At 56.2% G+C, this 18,924-nt stretch carries 15 protein-coding genes; 5 read left to right on the plus strand and 10 right to left on the minus strand.

Annotation, left to right across the window (positions count from 1 at the left end; all coding sequences use genetic code 11):
* Nucleotides 1–7: 7 nt before the first annotated feature.
* Complete coding sequence (locus tag HB631_RS06660) at nt 8–4,822, plus strand: ATP-dependent helicase (protein ID WP_213990369.1); 4,815 nt, start codon at nt 8–10, stop codon at nt 4,820–4,822.
* Nucleotides 4,823–5,006: 184 nt separating this feature from the next.
* On the opposite strand, the gene HB631_RS06665 is transcribed toward HB631_RS06660, so the two are convergent.
* A complete protein-coding gene (locus HB631_RS06665; protein ID WP_213990370.1) occupies nt 5,007–5,753 on the minus strand; it encodes an SDR family oxidoreductase in 747 nt (248 codons plus the stop codon).
* Nucleotides 5,754–5,853: 100 nt separating this feature from the next.
* Here HB631_RS06665 and HB631_RS06670 point away from each other — a divergent pair, with 100 nt between their 5' ends.
* Nucleotides 5,854–6,759, plus strand: coding sequence for an AraC family transcriptional regulator (locus HB631_RS06670; RefSeq protein ID WP_213990371.1), 906 nt, complete (start codon nt 5,854–5,856; stop codon nt 6,757–6,759).
* 34 nt (nt 6,760–6,793) lie between these two features.
* Here HB631_RS06670 and HB631_RS06675 read toward each other — a convergent pair whose 3' ends face one another.
* From HB631_RS06675 to pxpB, 8 genes are all read right to left on the minus strand, one after another.
* A complete protein-coding gene (locus HB631_RS06675) occupies nt 6,794–7,624 on the minus strand; it encodes an ABC transporter permease (protein ID WP_213990372.1) in 831 nt (276 codons plus the stop codon).
* Nucleotides 7,621–8,505 (minus strand): ABC transporter permease, encoded by an 885-nt coding sequence (locus HB631_RS06680; protein ID WP_213990373.1) that lies wholly within the window; start codon nt 8,503–8,505, stop codon nt 7,621–7,623. Before HB631_RS06680 ends, HB631_RS06675 begins: the two co-directional genes overlap by 4 nt.
* On the minus strand, nt 8,498–9,658 hold the full coding sequence (locus HB631_RS06685) for an ABC transporter ATP-binding protein (protein ID WP_213990374.1): 1,161 nt from the start codon (nt 9,656–9,658) through the stop codon (nt 8,498–8,500). The genes HB631_RS06680 and HB631_RS06685 overlap by 8 nt, the downstream gene beginning before the upstream one ends.
* Complete coding sequence (locus HB631_RS06690; RefSeq protein WP_213990375.1) at nt 9,655–10,752, minus strand: ABC transporter substrate-binding protein; 1,098 nt, start codon at nt 10,750–10,752, stop codon at nt 9,655–9,657. The genes HB631_RS06685 and HB631_RS06690 overlap by 4 nt, the downstream gene beginning before the upstream one ends.
* Before the next feature lie 41 nt (nt 10,753–10,793).
* Complete coding sequence (locus tag HB631_RS06695) at nt 10,794–11,966, minus strand: Xaa-Pro peptidase family protein (RefSeq protein ID WP_213990376.1); 1,173 nt, start codon at nt 11,964–11,966, stop codon at nt 10,794–10,796.
* A gap of 128 nt (nt 11,967–12,094) precedes the next feature.
* Nucleotides 12,095–13,021 (minus strand): dihydrodipicolinate synthase family protein, encoded by a 927-nt coding sequence (locus HB631_RS06700; RefSeq protein ID WP_213990377.1) that lies wholly within the window; start codon nt 13,019–13,021, stop codon nt 12,095–12,097.
* Nucleotides 13,022–13,054: 33 nt separating this feature from the next.
* On the minus strand, nt 13,055–14,020 hold the full coding sequence (locus tag HB631_RS06705; RefSeq protein ID WP_213990378.1) for a biotin-dependent carboxyltransferase family protein: 966 nt from the start codon (nt 14,018–14,020) through the stop codon (nt 13,055–13,057).
* On the minus strand, nt 14,017–14,742 hold the full coding sequence (gene pxpB, locus HB631_RS06710; protein ID WP_213990379.1) for a 5-oxoprolinase subunit PxpB: 726 nt from the start codon (nt 14,740–14,742) through the stop codon (nt 14,017–14,019). Before pxpB ends, HB631_RS06705 begins: the two co-directional genes overlap by 4 nt.
* 150 nt (nt 14,743–14,892) lie before the next feature.
* On the opposite strand from pxpB, the gene HB631_RS06715 reads away from it, so the two are divergent.
* The 3 genes from HB631_RS06715 (at nt 14,893) to HB631_RS06725 (ending at nt 18,652) form a co-directional block, all read left to right on the plus strand.
* Nucleotides 14,893–15,672 carry a 5-oxoprolinase subunit PxpA gene (locus HB631_RS06715; protein WP_213990380.1) on the plus strand — a complete coding sequence of 260 codons (780 nt, stop codon included), beginning with the start codon at nt 14,893–14,895 and terminating at the stop codon, nt 15,670–15,672.
* 71 nt (nt 15,673–15,743) lie between these two features.
* On the plus strand, nt 15,744–16,415 hold the full coding sequence (locus tag HB631_RS06720) for a GntR family transcriptional regulator (RefSeq protein ID WP_213990381.1): 672 nt from the start codon (nt 15,744–15,746) through the stop codon (nt 16,413–16,415).
* 503 nt (nt 16,416–16,918) lie between these two features.
* A complete protein-coding gene (locus tag HB631_RS06725; protein WP_213990382.1) occupies nt 16,919–18,652 on the plus strand; it encodes an ankyrin repeat domain-containing protein in 1,734 nt (577 codons plus the stop codon).
* Here HB631_RS06725 and HB631_RS06730 read toward each other — a convergent pair.
* Entirely contained in the window at nt 18,643–18,891 is a 249-nt protein-coding gene (locus HB631_RS06730; protein WP_213990383.1) for an AAA family ATPase, read from the minus strand. The two genes, HB631_RS06725 and HB631_RS06730, sit on opposite strands and share 10 nt — an antisense overlap.
* Nucleotides 18,892–18,924 lie beyond the last annotated feature (33 nt).

Genomic DNA, 18,924 nt, shown 5'->3' on the forward strand with positions numbered 1-18,924 from the left:
ATAATCGATGGGAAAGCCAGAACAGGCTCCTCCGAATCCCCTTAGTCGGTTCCAGCCCGCCACCCGGGACTGGTTCGCTTCGACGTTCGCGGCCCCAACGCCCGCGCAACAGGCCGCCTGGGCGGCGATCGGGGCAGGCGACTGTACGCTGGTCATCGCGCCCACCGGTTCGGGCAAGACGCTGGCGGCCTTTTTGCACGCCATCGACGGGCTGTTCCGGGAACGCGAACGCAATCCTGACCGCCCGCGCCAAACCGCCACCCGGGTGGTTTACATCTCGCCCATCAAGGCGCTGGGCGCCGATGTGCGGCGCAATCTGAGCGTGCCGCTGGATGGCGTCAACGCTATAAGAAGGCAGCGTGGCGATCCCAGAGTGGAGCTGACGGTGGGTATGCGCACCGGTGATACGCCCGCCGCTGAACGCGCCGGCCTGCTGAGACGACCGCCGGATATTCTGATCACCACGCCCGAGTCGCTGTATCTGATGTTGACCTCCAAGGCGCGCGAAACTTTACGCGGCGTGACCACGGTAATTATCGACGAGATTCATGCGGTGGCCGGTTCCAAACGCGGTTCGCACCTGACGCTGAGCCTGGAGCGGCTGGACGCATTGCTGCCCGGGCCCGCTGCGCGCATCGGCCTGTCGGCAACGGTGCGCCCGGTAGAGCGCGTAGCCCGTTTTTTGGGCGGCGCGCTTCCGGTTACGGTGGTTAACCCCGCGGCGAGCCGGCCTCTCGAGGTGAAGATCGTCGTGCCGGTGGAGGATATGACCGATATACCGGCTCAGGGAGATATCTCGCCGGAGACCAAAGCACCCGGGCGCCCGGGGTCGATTTGGCCTCATGTGGAGGCCAGCATCCTTGAACAGATTCTCGCCTGCCGGTCAACCATCGTATTTACCAATTCCCGCGGGCTGGCGGAAAGGCTGACGGCGCGCCTCAATGAACGCTATGCCGAATGTTGCGCCGCCTCGCCCCGGCCGGAAGAACCGCCCACGCATTATCTCTCCTCCTCGGGCAGCACCGAAAAGCGCTCCACCGGCGAGCCGCCCACCGTTGCCCGCTCCCACCATGGCTCGGTGTCGAAAGAGCAGCGGGCGGAGATTGAAATCGCGCTTAAATCAGGGGAACTGCGCTGCGTGGTGGCCACTTCCAGCCTTGAACTCGGCATCGACATGGGGTTGGTGGATCAGGTCATCCAGGTTGGCGCGCCGCCCTCAGTGGCGAGCGCGTTGCAGCGGGTGGGGCGGGCCGGCCATCAGGTGGGCGGCGTTTCCACCGGGGTGTTTTATCCCCGTACCCGGCGCGATTTGATCGACGCCGCCGTGACGGTGGAACGCATGCTGGCAGGGCGGTTGGAATCGGTGGCGCCGCCGCGCAATCCCCTTGACGTGCTGGCGCAGCAAACCGTTGCCGCCGTGGCGATGGAACCGCTTAATATCGATGATTGGTATGCCAGGGTGCGCCGGGCGGATCCGTTTCGCGCTTTGCCCCGCAGCGCTTTCGATGCAACCCTGGATATGCTGGCGGGCCGCTACCCGTCGGAAGCGTTTGGCGAATTCCGCCCGCGCCTGGTGTGGGATCGCACGAGCGGCACGCTGACCGCCCGTCCGGGTGCGCAGCAGTTGGCGGTCATCAGCGGCGGTACGATACCGGATCGCGGTATGTTCAGCGTGGTCTTGCCCGAAGGTGAGGAGCAACGGGGCGCGCGCCGGGTGGGCGAGCTCGACGAGGAGATGGTTTACGAGTCGCGGGTCAACGACGTGATTACGCTGGGCGCCACCTCTTGGCGAATCCAGCAGATCACCCACGATCAGGTGGTGGTGATCCCGGCGCCGGGACGCTCGGCCCGGCTGCCGTTTTGGCATGGCGACAACGCCGGCCGGCCGGCGGAGCTGGGGGAAGCCATCGGCGTTTTCCTGCGCGAGGTTGAGGCGGCTACGGGGGGCAAGCGGGACCCGCTCAATGGGAGCAGCCCGTTGGCGGCGCGTCTCATGGCCGCCGGGTTGGACGAAAACGCCATCAATAATCTGGTGCAGCTGGTGGCTGAGCAGCGGGAAGCCACCGATGTGCTGCCCACCGACCAGACACTGGTGATTGAACGCTGCCGCGATGAGAACGGCGACTGGCGAGTGATGCTGCATTCTTCCTACGGACAGCGCGTCCATGCGCCCTGGGCGCTGGCTATCGCCGCGCGCATCTACCGGCGTTTGAAAATCGACCCCTCCGTCGTCGCCAGCGATGACGGTATCATTATTCGCATACCGGACGGCGTCGGCCGCCTTCCCGGCGCGGAACTGTTTGTTTTCGATTCGTTGGCGCTGCCGCAAATCGTCACCGATGCGGTAGGGCAGTCGTCGCTGTTTGTCGCCCGCTTTCGCGAATGCGCGGCGCGCGCCTTGCTGTTGCCGCGCCGCCGCCCCGGCAAGCGCTCGCCCCTGTGGCAACAGCGCCTGCGCGCCGGTCAGCTGCTGGAGATTGCCCGGGAGCATGACGATTTTCCGCTTATTATCGAGACCGCCAGGGAGTGTTTGCAGGATGTTTACGACCTCACCGCATTGCAGGCGCTGATGCAACGGCTGAATGACGGCGGGGTGCGGCTGCTGGAGGTTACCACCGAGATCCCGTCGCCGTTTGCGGCCGATTTGCTGTTCGGCTACGTGGGGGAATTCATGTATCAGGGGGATGTGCCCTTGGCTGAACGCCGGGCATCGGTGTTCTCGCTGGACAGCGGTTTGCTGGGCGAACTCTTGGGACAGGTGGATTTAGGCGAGTTGCTCGATCCCCTGGTGATGGAACGGGTGGAACAAGAGTTGCAGCGCATCGCCTCGGGCAGCCGGGTGAAGGGCGCGGAGGGGCTGGTGGATCTGCTGCGTGAGCTGGGTCCGTTGTCGTCATCGGAGATCGCGGCACGTCTGGCCGGCGAGGAACCCGGTGATTATCTGGCGCAGCTGGAAGCGTCCGCGCGGATCATTCCCTTACGCATAGCCGATGAATGGCGTTGGGCCGGCATAGAAGATGCCGCCCGCTTGCGCGACGCGCTGGGGGTAGCGTTGCCCCCGGGCATTCCGGCCGCATTTTTGCAGGCAGCGGACGCTCCTTTGCGCGAGCTGCTCAGCCGTTATGCCCGTACCCACGCACCTTTTACCTCGGCGCAGATGGCTGCCCGTTTTGGGCTGGGCGTGGCCGTGGTCAATGAGCAACTGGAGCGCCTGAGGGATCAGGGCAGGATTTTGCCCTGCAATATCGCGAGGGAATGGGACCGGGAAGAGGAAGGGCGGGAAACAGAACCCGGCGCGTTGATCGGCGCCGGGCACCGGTGGGTATGGGATGAGGTATTCCGTCGTTTGCGGGCGCGTTCTCTACAGGCGGCGCGCGAAGCGACCCGGCCGGTGTCACACGAGGTTTTTGTGCGGCTGGTGCTGGAGCGGCAGGGCATACTGGCTAACGCCGCCGCGCCGGCGATGGTTCAAGATCCGCTTACGGGGCAGGGCGCATTTGAAGGCGTCGAGGGTGTAGCCAGGGTGATTGAGCAATTGGCGGGGGTAGTTTTACCGGCTTCCTTATGGGAGCGCCAGATTTTGCCCGGCCGTGTGCACGACTATCGACCGGCCATGCTGGATGAACTTATCGCTACCGGCGAAGTGCTTTGGGCCGGTCATGGCGCGCTGGGAGACGATGACGGGCTGGTCTCCTTCCATCTGCGCGAGCTGGCCGGCGAAACGCTGCCCATCATGGACAACATAGCGGATGACGAAACCGGCGAGCCAATCGCATCCGCCTTGCAAAATGCCTTGCTCGACGTGCTGGCGGATGGGGGCGCCTATTTTGTCCGTCAGCTGGCGGCCCTTGCCCAAGGGCGTTTGGCGGACGCTCTCGAACGGGAGAGCACGGAACCGGCTATCACGGCGGAGGTCTCGTCAACAGATGTGGCTGAGACATTGTGGGATCTCGCCTGGCAAGGCCGCGTCACCAGCGACACCTGGTCGCCGCTGCGCATGCTGACCGGCGCCCGCCCGCCCGCCCGTTCTCGTCCGGCCCGGCCCCTGCGCCATCGGCGTCAGGTGGTGGGGTGGGTGCCGGTGTGGCAGCCGGCCAAATCCGTGTCGGCGAGGAGTGCCCGCTTTGGCGATGCGGCCCTGGCCGGCCGCTGGTCATTGCTGGCCGGCGAGCCGGTCAACCCCACCGTCAGAACGCTGACCCAGGTGGAGAATCTCTTCGACCGCTATGGCGTGGTAAGCCGCGGCGTGGCCGTGGCGGAACAGGTGCCGGGGGGCTTTCCCTCGCTCACGCCGGTGCTGCGGCGGATGGAAGAGGCGGGTCGCGTACTGCGCGGGAGATTCATCGCCGGATTGGGCGCCGCGCAGTTTGCCGATAAGGATTGTATCGAGCGACTGCGCGAATTGGCGCAGGCGTCACCCGACGAACCGGTGGCGGTGGCGCTGTCAGCCTACGATCCGGCCAATCCCTTCGGCTGGCTGTCGCCCTGGCCCTCCCACCGCTCCGGCATTCGTCCTGCCCGGCGCAGCGGCGCCATGGTGGTCATTTGCAACGGCAGACTGATAGGTTATCTGGGACAGAGCGGTCGTCAGCTGCTGACTTTTTTCGATAAAAAAGAGGCGTTTGATAAAAATGATGCGGCCTCCGCCGGGTGGCTTGCGGCCGGATTGCGCGCATTGGCCGGCGCGCTGAAGCGCGAGGGTCGGCGGGGATTTACACTGGAGGATGTGGACGGCCAGCTGGCGGGCGCCAGCCCGGCGGCGGAGTTCTTGTCCGCGGCCGGCTTTTCCCGGGTTCCCAAGGGCTACGCCTGGTATGGTTGAGGTGGGCGTTCCCCGGTGGTGCGTTTGGTAAGGATGGGCCAGGCGATCCCGTCTTTATGGGATGTCGCCCGTCCGGGCATCAAGTTCTGTAACACTCAATCCGGTGGCTGCTGTGCGGCTCTTCGGCAACGGGTGCTCACGAGAGCCGTTATGGAAAAGATGGATGGCCATTTGTCCGGGCAACTCACCGATGTTCGGCGGCCCAGGCCTCGGCGTCCTCGCCGGCCGGAATATGTAACGGGCTGGCCGGGTCGGTGGCTGCCCGCCAGACTGCCCTGGCCACATCCTCTGAATGGGTGACCGGGCCTGGCCCTTCTATGGATGCAAACACGCTTTTCACCAGCTCGGCATAGGCTTCGTGATCGATGCCCTTCATATGCGGCCGTGCGTTGTCGCCGAAGCGTGTCTCGGGCGAGCGCCCCGGCAGCACCAGTCGCACCCGTACGCCGAACTGCTCAACCTCCGCGGCCAGCGACTCGGTGAACGCGTTCACCGCCGCTTTGCTGGCCCGGTAAACACCCACCAGCGGCAGCGCCTTATAGGTTACGCTCGACGTGACGTTCACCACGACGCCGGCCTTGCGCTGCCTGAATTGAGGCAGCACCGCCTGGGTCAAGGCCATGGTGCCGAAGGTATTGGTCTCGAACAGTTCGCGCATTGTCGCTATCGGCATGCATTCGAAGGGCGCCGCCGCGCCGAAGCCCGCATTGTTCACCAGCACGTCAAGGGGACCCGCTGCCTCCACGGCCCGGCGGATGCTCTCCGGATCGGTCACGTCGAGGGCCAGCACGCGAAGGTGCTCGGAAGGCGGCAGAATATCATCGTGGGGTACGCGCATGGTGGCCACAACCTGCCAGCCGCGCTCAAGGAAATGACGGGCGATTTCGAGGCCAAAACCGGACGAGCAACCGGTGATCAAGACTGTCTTCATGAAAACTCCTTGCGTTGTGTTTGACGTTATTCAGATGATAGACGGTAGGTCTTGTACTCGCTACAATCAAAAGTCCATATTTCATTTGCAGGAGTCCGGCATGATCGATCCCCTCGCGGAGGTAGTCACACTATTGCAGCCGGGCGCCGGGTTCACGAAAGTGGTGGTCGGCGCAGGCCTTTGGGCCATCAGCCGTTCTGATCCCGGCGAGCCTTTTTATTGCGTGATCCTTGAGGGCGCGTGCTGCCTCGCGGTGGATGGACATGAACTCATCCGGCTCAGGTCGGGGGACTTCGCCCTCATCCCATCGGTCTATGGTGTTGCGATGTCCAGCCTTGAGCCCCCGTCGGCGGACGCCGAAACGCTGCACGCGGCGCTGGGCGCCGGCCAATTCAGAATCGGACGCCAGGAGGGGCCGACCGATTTCCGTATGCTGGCGGGTCACTGCAGCTTCGGCTCTCCGGACGCGGCTTTGCTGGTCTCGCTGCTGCCACAGCTCATGCATGTTCGCGGCGAGCCCCGGCTGACCACTTTAGTACAGCTTGTGGATGAAGAGACGCGCGAGCAGCGGCCCGCGCGCGAGATCGTGCTGGCGCGCCTGATGGAGGTACTGCTCATCGAAGCGCTGCGGTCGACGGCGGGAACGTCGTCATCACCCGGCCTGGTGCACGGGCTGGCTGATTGCCGGCTCGCGGCCTCGATCCGGGCAATGCACGCGCGCCCGACGCACGCCTGGACGGTGGCGGAGCTGGCGAAGGAGGCGGCCCTTTCACGCTCGGCGTTCTTTGAGCGCTTCAGCCGCGCCGTGGGCATGACGCCCATGGACTACCTGCTCACCTGGCGCATGGCGATGGCCAAGGATCTACTACGGCGCGACGAGAGTAGCATTGCCGAAATTGCGGAGCGCGTCGGCTACAGTTCTGCCAGTACCTTCAGCGTGGCGTTCACGCGCCACGTCGGGATGGCGCCTACAAGGTATGTGCGGTCGCGACGGGCCGCGACCTGAACCGCCAGATTAACAGACGGTACGGGCGCGATGCTTACTTGCCTCTCGCGATAAATTGAGCATCGGGCGGAACGCCCCTTGTCCCCCGGCTTTTCAGGCAATTCCCGACAATCAGCGCCAGCGCAATCAACGCCATCAGAAATACGCTGACAACCGCAATGGCGGGGGTCAGTTCATAGGTCACGGCATCATAAATGCGCAAGGGTAGCGTTTCCAGGCCGGGTTTTGTCAAAAATAACGCCACCAGCAGTTCATCGAAGGCGATAAGAAAGCTGAGGGCGGCAGCGGAGACAATCCCGTGACGAGCCATTGGCAAAATAATCCATAGAAAAATCTGATGTCGCTTGCCGCCGAGGCTTATAGCCGCCCTGATGATTGAGATGTCAATATCGCGCAGGCCGGCGGCGATGATTAACGTGGCAATCGGCAGGCCCAGCAGCGCTTGTCCCACCGCGATCAATAACCAGTTGCTTTCAGCGGGTAGCCAGTTTGAAAGAATATAGGTGGAAAAGGCAACAATTACGGTGGGCACCATAACCGGCATCAACAGGATTATCTCAAGCACGCCTTTCATTTTGCTGGAGGAATGCACCAGCAGATAGGCGCCCAAATAGCCGATAACGGTCGACATCAGGGTGGCCAGGCAGGAGGTAATCAAACTCCATGAGAAAGCCTCTCGCCACTGGCTTCCACCCAGTACCTCGCGATACCAACGCAAAGAGAAATGTTCCGGCAGGGCCGACATGGTGGCGCTGTCGCCAAATGATATGGGTACCAGCGCAGCCATCGGAATCAGCATCAGAATAATGAGGCCGTAGGCATAGATTGAAAGGACGCTTTTCGAAAGAGAGAGCCGTGTTTTCATCCGTGCGGCCTCATCATCCTGGATAAGCCAAGCCAGCGGGCGCCAATGGCATACACCGCGAGCACGATCGCCAGCATAATGAGGGACAGAGCCGCCGCACCGTGCATATCGTACATGACAGCGATGCGCTGCTCGACAAGTTGGGCAATCATGGTTTCAGACGGGCCGCCCATCAGCGCCGGCGTCACAAAGTAGCCGAAACCGAGAATGGTGGTAATAATCGTTCCCGCAGCCACCCCCGGCAGGCTGAGCGGCAGGTAGACGCTCAAGAAAATGGTCGTGGGGCCGGCGCCGAGGCTACGTGCCGCATTCAGCAGCACAGGGTCGATTTTGCGCATTGTCCCGATGAGCGACAGCAGCATATAGGGCAATAAGACATAGGTCATGCCGATGACCACACCCGTCTGGTTAAACAGGAGTCTGAAGGGGGCCCCCGGTATGCCCAGGGCCTTGACCAGGCTATTCAGCAGACCGGTGCGGCCGAGGATGACCATAAAAACAAAGGTGCGCACCAGGCTGCTGGTGAGAAAAGGGAAAAGGATGGCGATGCCGGTCAGGGTTGCCATTCTTCCTTTCAACTGTGACAGGTAATACGCCGCCGGATAACCGATGACGAGGCAGCAGACCGATACCTCCGCGGCGGTGCATACCGTCTGCAGTATGATGTGGCGCAAGCTGCTATTTTTAACCACTTCTTTCAAAATGGCAGAGGTAAAATTCCCGCCATCATCGGTTATGCTAAGAAACAACACCTGCAAAAGCGGCGCAATGAACGTCACCAGCATGAACAGAAGAACAACCGTTAGTGCCAGCCATTGCAAATCCGGCGCCGTTAAACGTTTGCGAGGCGTTTGCGCTGTCTCGATATTCACCTCAGCCACGGCTGCCGTCCATTCTAATCAGATGAATATCCCTGGGATCCCAGGATACGACGGCACGGCTGCCGGGTGAAAGCCGGGTATGGCCAGAACGCGCGACTTGCTGGATCAGCATCGTCTCGTCCATGAGTTCGCATTCAAATTCATAGCGTATTGACTGGCCGACAAAGGCCAAATCTTTGACCGTGCCTTCAATACCACACCCCTGTCGCAGCGCCTGGCGAAGATCCGCGGGCTGTATGGACAGAACTTCCGGGCGCAGCAGCGCGGCACATAACGTCCCATCGTTTTTCCCCTCAACCTGTTCCGCCAGGAGCTGAAGGCGTCTTCCTGCCACTTCTAGCGCAGGGCCGCCGGTATGGCTCACGCGGCCTTTCAGCAGGTTCGAATCTCCCAAAAACCGGGCTGCGAACACGGTTTCAGGACGCTGATAGAGTTCCTGGGCGGTGGAATACTGCTCAATCCGCCCGTCGCGCATCAAGGCAACGCGATCGGAAAGCAGCATGGCTTCATGTTGATCATGAGTGACATAAATGACCGTCGCGCCGATTTCCCGTTGCAGTCGCCGAATTTCCCATTGCAGTTCCTCTTTAAGGCGCACATCCAGTGCCCCCATGGGTTCATCCATCAGCAGAACTGAAGGCTCAAAAACCAGCGCCCGCGCCAGCGCTACCCGCTGTTGCTGCCCGCCGGAAAGCCGAGCGGGCTTGCGATCGGCCAGGGGCGTAAGCTGCACCAGATCCAATACCCTGGCGACGCGCGCTTTGATTTGCTGTCGTGGCAGATGACGAACCTTCAGCGGATAGGCGACATTTTGCGCCACGGTCATATGAGGGAATAAAGCATAATTCTGGAAGACAATGCCCATATCCCTTTCTCGGCCGGGCGGGACGTGGGTAACATCGCGATCGCCGACGGTAATCCGTCCGGCATCGGGCATCAGGAATCCGGCTATGGCCATTAATGTTGAGGTCTTACCCGATCCGGATGCGCCAAGCAACGTCACAAACTCCCCGGCGTTGACATATAAATCGACGTTAGCGAGGAGGGTGGCGTCGCCAATGGCTTTTTTCAATCCTTCGACACGTACCGAGGCGGATTTGGTCACTCGGGTCGCGTCGGCCCGGACTGCCGCGGCGGAGGTTATTACCCTCATTGCGATGCCCATTGATTCCATTTATTCGTCACAAGCTGACTATTTTCTCCCCACCATTTGACGTCCTGCATGAACCCTTTGTCGCTCCAGGCGGGATTGGTCGGCAATTTTGCAGCGATATCGGCAGGTATAAGATCAAATGCCTTTTTGTTGACCGGACCATAAGGAATTTTTTTGGCAAAATCCGCCTGCACCTGCGGCGAGAGGGCAAAATCGAGGAAACGGTAGGCGTTCTCAAGATTTGCAGCTCCCTTAAGGATGGCGTAGGCGCTGGGCACCTTCATATGCTGGTTCCATTCGATGGCGTAACCCCCTCCTTCATCAATCATCGATTGAATGCGGCCGTTGGCGATGGGTTCAATATCGACTTCACCGGTGGACAGCAAATTCGCCGAGATGGCGTCGGTATTATAAAAACTCTGGATCTTGCCGCGAATCCGGCTATAGGCCGCTAAGGCACGATCAATATTGATCGGGTATATCTCGTTAATCGGTACACCGTCGGCCAGCAGGGCAAATTCAAGGTCAGGCATGTCGAGGCCGAGTCCGGGCAAGGCGCGGGCGCCGGGAAACTTTTCTGTGTTCCAGAACTCCGGCCAATTGGCGGGAACGGCGCCGGTAAAAGCGTTTTTGCGATAACCCAGCACGCGCGCATAGACCATTCGACGCACCATATATTGATTGGCTGCGTCTTTGCCAATGTCTTCGACAGTGAAAAGCTTACATTTGCCATAGTCAATAGTACTGAGTACGCCATTGGCGGCCAGGGTTTGCAGCAGCCCTTCCGATGTGTCAACAATGTCAACCAGGGGCTTGCCTTGTTTAGCTGAAGCAATCAGCGGCGCCATATCACTGGCGGTCTTGATGATGCGTATGCCGGTGGTTTTGGTAAAAGGCGCAAAAATGGCGCGATCCATCGCCTCGCCATAGCTGCCGCCGGAGCTCGTGCGGACAACCAGGGTATCGCCGGCGGACGCGGCCAGCGATACGCGGGAAAGACCGGCGGCGACAGGCAGGATGGCCGCCGAAGCCAGAATGAAAGAGCGGCGGGTGAGTCCGCCGGCCCGCTGAGAAGAGCGACTGTTTTTACTCATTTTTTACGGATCCTTCATTCAGTGATGATGTCAGGGATTCACTAGTGTATTGAGCCGTCAGCCCAGAACACGCCGCCGCGGGTGAGACGCTCAGGGCCGTTTTCTCCTAACGCAACCGTACAGCCGATACTGACGGCGCGCCCTTCCGGCAGATGCCCCACCAGAACGATATGGAATGCCATACCCACCTCCAATGTCTCTTCCACCAGTGAGTTCAGCCCCAACTGCCATTGCGCGCCCCAGGAGGGGGGAAAGCCGATGCCCAGTGAATAACCGCAGCGGCGCGCAACGACACAACCGGGATCGTGGGCCGCCAGCGTCGCTTCCACCGCCTGATTGATGACTCGGGCGGGACGTCCGGCCTCAACGGCTGCAACGGCTGCTTTTTGTGCCTTTTCGAGCACTTCAGCCGCGTGGCGAACAGCCGGTAACGGATTGCCCACTAGGATTGTTCGACAGGACGGCGCGTGATAGCGCAGCTTTACTCCGGTGATTTCAGCCATCACATGATCGTCACGGCCAATGGCGATACCCTCCCAGGCGGCATGAATTCTTCCGGTACGCTGGCCAACCATCACGTTGGGCCAGCTGCCGGGGTATTCCGACCCTTGGTTGACCATTTCGCTCAACAGCACCGCGGCAAGATCATTCTCCGTACGGCCGGGGGCAATAGCCGCAAGCGTTCGGTCGGCGATGGCATCGCCAATACGCCCGGCTTCTGCAAGCGCCATGAGTTCAATAGGTGACTTAACCAAGCGCAGCCTATCGATAAGCGTCGAGACATCAACCCATTCCGCCGCGGTAAAACCGCGGGTAATTGCCTGCGCGCGCTGGGCCGGCATGCACCAGCTTGCCAGCTCCAGGCCGACCCTGGCGTCCGAAGAGAGATGCCGGTGCAGAAAACCGATAGCGGCTTCCATGGGATCCTGATCGTCCTGATAAACTTCATAATCGGAAACGCCCCCTTCAGCATGGACGGCGATAGCGTTGGCTATTTCCATCTGCCTGGTGAACAATACCAGCGGACCTTTTACCGGGAATAAAAGAAACTGGAAGGTAAATACAGCCTTGGTCTGATACCCCGACAGGTAATAAATATTCTCCGGCGCCGAAACAATAATGGCATCCAGCTTTTGCTTTTCCATTTGCTGTCTGAGTCTGTTTTGTCGAGTGTCGAATTCCTCACGGTCAAAACGCAATATTCGGTCTTTCAATGTTCATTCTCCCGCAACGTCGAGCCTGTCCACATAAGATAGAAACGGCGTAGATGTGTTATTGACCATGGCGTGGATAACCCACCATTCAGGACTGCTTCTTGCTGACTGCTTATTGCTTATGCGCCTTACGCCGGGAATGTAAGCTTTCGATTCTGACGGGAGACCAGACGCTCGATCTCGTTAATAGCCGACTCGCCCAGCATGATTTCCGGTCGACGCTGTGCGGCGCTGGAAATAGCGCCACGTTTTGCCAGCAGGTATTTTCTTACCGCCAGGCCAAGGCCGGGTTGCTGTTCATAGCGTATTAACGGCAGGTAAGCGTCAAAAATATCATGGGCCTCTTCAACCCTGCCCTCGTTCATCAGCCGGACCACATCAACCATCATTTCCGGATAGGCGAAACCGGTCATGGCGCCATCCGCTCCGCGCTGCATTTCTTCGGGCAGAAAAACCCCGGCATTGCCGCACAAAATCGATACGGGACGCTGTCCCTGCGCTTCGGCCCGGCGGATGTCGCTGATTTTTTGCAGGCCCGGCCAGTCCTCGTGTTTTAGCATGACAATGTTCGGGTGGGCGTCAAAAATGACCCCCAGGGTTTTGGTTGAAATCTGCACGCCGGTGGAAAGAGGAAAATCCTGCAGCACCACGGGAGTCTCTGTGCCGACCGTGTCGATCACGCTACGGTAATAATTGATGATCTGTTCATCGGTGCGCAGGGAGGAAGGCGGGGCGACCATAATCCCCGCCGCGCCCATGTCCATGACTTTCCCGGACAGTTCTCCGAGGGCGGCCAGGCCGGGGGCGGAAACGCCAACGATAACCGGTTTGGCCGACGCGCGTCGCAACGTCAGTCTGGTGACCGCCAAGGATTCTTCCAATGTCAGCTTGGGCGCTTCTCCCATCATGCCGAGAATGGTCAGCCCGTCGGCGCCCTTTTCAAAATAGAAATCCACCATACTGTCAATGCTGCCGGGATCGATCGTTCCATCATGCTGAAACGGCGTCACGGCAATAACAAAAACGCCCTTTGTTTTAGTTGTGATTACAGACATTTGCCATTCCTCGTTCGTGCTCCCGCACGCTGTTTACGGGCATGCCGCCAAGACTTTTTTATTAAGCGCCGCCAGCTTTTGTACGAGAATCTTCTGCCTTCCCTGCCATAAATCCTCGGCTTTTTCTACCGATACCGCTTCAAATCGAACGGGGTCGCCCGGTTTCATTTGACCCATTCTGGCCAGATCCGCGCGGATCACCGTGGCAATCTTCGGGTAGCCGCCGGTGGTCTGGCGATCGTTCATGGCCACAATGGGCTGGCCGTCTCCCGGAATCTGAATGCTTCCGGCGCATATCGCATCGGAGATGATGTTAAAGCCTTTTGCATGGACCAATGGAGTGCCTTTCAGGCGGTATCCCATTCGATCGCATTGTGGTGAGAGGCTATAGGTCTGGGTGAGGAAGGACGCCCGCGCTTCGTCGCCGAAGTAATCGTCCTGAGGTCCCCACACCACTCTCACGGCCCGCTTTTCCATTTGGGGTAAAATCCGCTCAGCCCGGACGTCATGGCATATCAAATGCCGCTGTGCGGCAATGGGAAGGCGGTCGCCCTTGTGCAGCGGTTGCCCGTCGAAACCGCCCAACTGCGCCCGCATAAGAGTGGAAACGCTGCCCAGAACTGGCGGCACATCAAAGCCGCCGGAAATGGACAGATAGCCTCTGGCGCCGGAAATCACGCGCGGAATCGACAAAATATCCCCAGGCTGCATCCGGTGATTTTGGTAAGTTGCGCAGGGTGCGCCGTTCAATGTGACGCTAAAATCGCCGGTGACCGAAAAGAAACAGTGTGCGTCACCGCTGAGCCGCAGAGTTGGGCCGGTAAGGGTGAATTCGATAGCCCCTGTTCCGGGGTGATTTCCCACCAGAGCGTTTGCAATAGCGAAACTCAGCTCGTCCAGCACGCCCGACGGCGGGACGCCTTTATCTTCATATCCGAAACGGCCGCCATCCTGAAGGGTGGATAACAGTCCCGGTGAGATAACGTCAAAGTACGTCATGCCCGCTGGCGCCAGTCGGGGATATAACCTTTGTCGTCAACGAGTTTTACATACTCGGTTTCTTTAATCGGAAAGAACTCGATATATTCTCCGGCGGTAAAAAGAAAAGGATGTTCCCGTAACGGGTCGAAACTCTTGACCGGGGTTTGGCCAAGCAAATGCCAGCCGCTGGGCGCCGCCACGGATCCCACTGCTGTCTGTATGCCGCCGATGCTTATGCTGCCGGCCGGGACGATTTGCCTTGGGATGGTTCGCCTCGGTAGGTGAAGTCTGGCATCAAGCCCGCCCAGGTAGGCAAAACCGGGCATAAATCCGATCATATAAATTCGGTAGCAGGCTGCCGTATGCAATCGGATAAGCTCATCGGGATCCAACGCAAGGGTTTGGGCCGACGACAGCAGGTCAACACCGTATTTGCCGCCATAACAGACCGGCAGATGCCAGCATTTACGCGTTTTTGTCACGCTCTTAACTGTCGTTATCAGTTCTTTCAAACGTTCAATTAAATGGGACTGCCTGACTAACGCTGAGTCATATGCCACCGTCAGTGAACGATAAGTGGGAATACAAGCCGTCACGCCCTTAAGCCGTTTATTATTAATTTGGGCTGCCAGAGACGTTATTCGAAGATTGATTTCTTCATCTATCAGCTCGCCGAAATCAATATTAACAGCCTGATCCGCGACCGGCTGAAATTCCCAGCGAACAGGATTGTCGGCCATTTTCACTTTACGTTCCCAACATAGAATAAAGCTATTTGTAGTCGGAATACATTTGGCATACCATTGGCATGCTGTCAATAATTGTGCAAGACAAAAAACTTATCTTAGAAAAAATAGATATGAAAATTATACAGTTGAGGTGAATGCCAGATGTTAATCGATTTGAACTGCGACTTGGGTGAAAGTTACGGGGCCTGGCATATGGGGTCTGATGAGCTGATGCTTGACATTGTCACTTCCGCCAATATTGCCTGCGGTTTCCATGCCGGCGATCCCGATGTCATGGCGATAACGCTCAACAATGCTTCTCAGAAGCGGGTGTGCGTCGGGGCCCATCCGGGTTTTTTTGATCTGCCTGGTTTTGGCCGCCGTCAGATAATCGGCGACAGCCCTCTCCAGATACAGCGTCAGGTGATATATCAGATAGGCGCTTTGAAAGCGCTGGCCGAAAGCCAGGGTATGCGGCTGAGGCATGTTAAAACCCACGGGGCGTTAGGGAATATGGCGGCTGAAGACGACGATCTCGCCATGGCGGTCGCCAAGGCGATTTATCTCGTTGACAAGGATTTAATCATGGTTGTCATGCCGGGCATGTGTACGGAAACGGCAGCGCTTAATGTGGGCCTGCCGGTGATAAGAGAGATCTATGTTGACCGTGCGTATGCTGAAAACGGCAATCTGCTGTCGCGGAAATTACCTGGCGCCGTGCTTCACGATCCGGTAATGGCCAGTGAACGGATATTGCGGATGATTGAACAAAGCGCGATCGTTACGGTAAACGGCACCCTGCTTCCTGTGCCGATAGATTCCCTCTGCGTGCATGGCGATACGCCTGGTGCGGTTGAAATGGCCCGGTCGGTTCGCCGGCTGCTTGAAAAGCAAGGCATTGAATTCGCCACAATGGACAAGGTGCTCGCGTCAAAAACGTAACCTGAAAAAGCTAGCATCACCCATAGCTAAAACGTAAAAATAAGAAAATCTCTCTTTTATGGTGATATATCATGAAGCTTGCTGACCAGTTATTCAATGCCGCCGATGAGGTTGAGCAGAACCTGAGCAAAAGAGCGTACGAAACCGTTCTTGAAATGATCCTCAAGCGGGAACTGCCGGTCAATACCGTCCTGCAGGAACGTCGTCTTGCCGACATGATGAATATTTCCCGTACTCCGGTACGGAATGCGCTGAACAGATTGGAAAATGAAGGTTTCATCGCCAGAAATGGCGGCAGAACGCCCTCTGTTAAAGAGTTCTCCATTCAGGAGTTGATTGAAACCCTGCATATTCGCAGAATATTGGAAACCGAAGCGACCCGCCTCGCGGCCGGCAAGATCCCGCTCAGTGAGCTGGATGAAATTGAAAAGCAGGTCAGGGCGCTGCTGTTGAAGAAAGTGCCCGATACGGAGGCTGATTGGGCCGCGGATTCACGGATCCACGAAACGATAGCCCATTACAGCGGTAACAGGATGCTGGTGAATTTCATCCGGACTCTACGTCTCAAAACCCATATGTTCCATCTCACGCAGGTTCCTGAACGATTTGAGGCCGGGCATAATGAGCATCTGGAAATTATACAGGCGCTGCGTGACAACCAGCCTGAGCTTGCGCAGAGTTTGATTGCCACACATATCGATAATGTCAGGGAAGGTATCATCCGGCGGTTAAGCCAGTTTTGACTTCCGGCCGATCCGAATACGTTAATAATGGCAAGACACCGTGATTATCCGAAAGCAGAGTAAAACAGCCTGAACGTCGTCCAGGTAATAAATATATTAAGCAAAAATCCCGTTCATCTTGAGCCAATGTTTAGGACCCGTTATTATATTGGATCAGTGAAGGACAATTTGATATCGATAGGTTGGCTAGGGTAAGAGTGAAAGCAAAAGCGCCCTTAGGGGCTGTTATTTGCCCGACAGCGATTTATGCAAGCGTTGAAGGTATTGTTATCCTAAACTACCCGCAAAACCCCCGCCAATTCATTGTGCGGAGGCGGCTGAAAATCGTGATAAGCATACTTATTTGTGGAAACTCTATTTTTATAGGGTAGAGAACATAGCCGTCATGCAAATCAGCAAACACAGCGCAGCATATTGTCTTGTTAATTTGAGATTGCGCTTTGGATTTATCTTTTGGTGGGATATTTGTTTAATAAATTCAAAATAGATTTTCAGGAGAATGCATGCCGGCCATAAATTATATTAACACGTTGGTATTTCCAAACATCCCAAAATCAACGGAAACAGTTCCGACGCAATGGAGTGAGGGGAATAGAATATCTTTTTCGACGGAAAAATATGGTTGTTTCGAAAATTTCGAAAGTAGCAAATATTTCGCTTACTACCTCGAGCAGATCAAAAACGATTTCGATGCTATTGCGAAGAGTATAGGGTTTCATGAACCATTCGGTGAAAGCCTAAACATGTTTTGCGCTCAAATTTCACATCATCAGCTTATAGACTCTACTCTAAAAAAATTTCTGTATACCGATCTTGACGAATTTTTATATAGTATAAGTCAGTTAAACATCAATAATCTTCCTGATGAAAAATTATTTATAAGGGATATGTTAAATGACGCTTTTTTGAGTTTAGGAAAGAATGATTTCTGGATGATGCTTTCAAATATAAAGAATGCGTTTGTTGTAATGAATAGCCCTTCTGAGAAAAGTGTTAGCAAACAGGTAGACAATAAAATAGATGAAGTTATGAACGCGGTTTTAACGGAATTCGTCAAGCTTCATCATGCTGATGGTGCGGAGAACCAAACGGCGCGTTACATTGATGCGTACAAGCAGTATTTGAAAGAAGCCAAATGGAAATATGCGCTTCAATTTGAAGATAAAAATGTTGGTGTGGATATTGAATCCATCACGAAAAACAAATTTCTCACGCTGTACAATCAAATCATTCAAAAGACAGAAATCGTTAGCATCATAAAATCTATTGGCGATTCAATCCGCCAAAAAATAGAGGAAATTTTTAATAAGCCTGGTAATTACACTGACATAAAAGATATGAGGTATTTGAGTAGCCGCGGCCATGAAGAAGTGTTGCAATTTACCCGCTCAACCAATCTGCCGGTGGACCTAAATGCGATCTTGGGACGTAACTTAGCAAATAATGGTTATATTTATTTATTGGAGTACTCCGATGCAATTTATGGGGATTTATTTGAATTTTTCGTGGCGGAAAATAGGGGTTATTCTTATTGCATAAAGCGTGAACCTAAAGGTGCACGAAACACTGTCGAGACTTTCAAAAGCTTTTCATGGGTCAATCGAGGTAATTATAAGGAGCCGGTAGCGCAGGTGCCTTTGAGCATGGGAAAAATAGATAATGCCATAAGTAATAAACGTGTTCGTTCTGTAATTGTCGTCCCGCAAGGAAAAAAATCGGAAAAAAATATCTGCAGCGTTTTGAATAAAAATAACAACAGCATCTGTGATGGCTTGACAAATAATAGTATTTATAAATTGGCTATCGATAACGTTGAAATAGGAATGGTGGATGTTGATAGTAAAGATAAAAACGGTAACACCCTTCTCCACATTATAGCTTATCATTGCGACACGGAGGCATACGAAAAGCTAAAGGATAAGCTCTATGTTTATACCAACAGTAAAAATAAATTCAATGTGACACCTTTGATGCTGGCTGCGGCGAAAAATTTTGGCAGCATGGTAGTGGATTTAGTCATACGCGGAAACATTGACTTAAACGCTACCGATAGGCACGGGAAAACGGCATTGGATATGGCGATTATAAATAAGCACGATACAATTGTACAGATACTCAAAAGCTGTGAGATAACGAATAATTCCCTTAATAGAAAACGAGCTAATAAGGACAATGGCCTTGCCGGAAACGATAATGCTAAGAAAATTTTACCAAAATACCGCAAATATCAACAGTAGCACGCCCTTGACAGTTCCGAGCGCCAAGATAAGGACGCGTCGAGGTAACGGAGTTGACGAGCCGAGCAGCGAATATAGTCATCCACGGTGACCATCTCATTTGGATAAATACGTGACAGCCATTGGTCCTCGCTGATAATGAGGGTCCGCGGTAAAAAGGCCAGCTCTTTAGCCAATGTTGATTTGCCGGCTGCTATCTTGCCGCATAAAAGATGCAGAGTAGGTTCGTTTGATGACATGTGATAGCCCCCAACGCACCCATCAGGAGGAGT

Origin of the sequence: Sodalis sp. dw_96 (assembly GCF_018449575.1) — a bacterium.
Lineage (GTDB): Bacteria > Pseudomonadota > Gammaproteobacteria > Enterobacterales > Enterobacteriaceae > Acerihabitans.

Bases quoted from the DNA above. Each gene is read 5' to 3' on its own strand.
- HB631_RS06690 (WP_213990375.1), bottom strand. From the start codon at position 10,752: ATGAGTAAAAACAGTCGCTCTTCTCAGCGGGCCGGCGGACTCACCCGC.
- HB631_RS06725 (WP_213990382.1), top strand. From the start codon at position 16,919: ATGCCGGCCATAAATTATATTAACACGTTGGTATTTCCAAACATCCCA.
- HB631_RS06715 (WP_213990380.1), top strand. From the start codon at position 14,893: ATGTTAATCGATTTGAACTGCGACTTGGGTGAAAGTTACGGGGCCTGG.
- HB631_RS06700 (WP_213990377.1), bottom strand. From the start codon at position 13,021: ATGTCTGTAATCACAACTAAAACAAAGGGCGTTTTTGTTATTGCCGTG.
- HB631_RS06705 (WP_213990378.1), bottom strand. From the start codon at position 14,020: ATGACGTACTTTGACGTTATCTCACCGGGACTGTTATCCACCCTTCAG.
- HB631_RS06660 (WP_213990369.1), top strand. From the start codon at position 8: ATGGGAAAGCCAGAACAGGCTCCTCCGAATCCCCTTAGTCGGTTCCAG.
- HB631_RS06675 (WP_213990372.1), bottom strand. From the start codon at position 7,624: ATGAAAACACGGCTCTCTCTTTCGAAAAGCGTCCTTTCAATCTATGCC.
- HB631_RS06670 (WP_213990371.1), top strand. From the start codon at position 5,854: ATGATCGATCCCCTCGCGGAGGTAGTCACACTATTGCAGCCGGGCGCC.
- HB631_RS06730 (WP_213990383.1), bottom strand. From the start codon at position 18,891: ATGTCATCAAACGAACCTACTCTGCATCTTTTATGCGGCAAGATAGCA.
- HB631_RS06720 (WP_213990381.1), top strand. From the start codon at position 15,744: ATGAAGCTTGCTGACCAGTTATTCAATGCCGCCGATGAGGTTGAGCAG.
- HB631_RS06685 (WP_213990374.1), bottom strand. From the start codon at position 9,658: ATGAGGGTAATAACCTCCGCCGCGGCAGTCCGGGCCGACGCGACCCGA.
- pxpB (WP_213990379.1), bottom strand. From the start codon at position 14,742: ATGGCCGACAATCCTGTTCGCTGGGAATTTCAGCCGGTCGCGGATCAG.
- HB631_RS06665 (WP_213990370.1), bottom strand. From the start codon at position 5,753: ATGAAGACAGTCTTGATCACCGGTTGCTCGTCCGGTTTTGGCCTCGAA.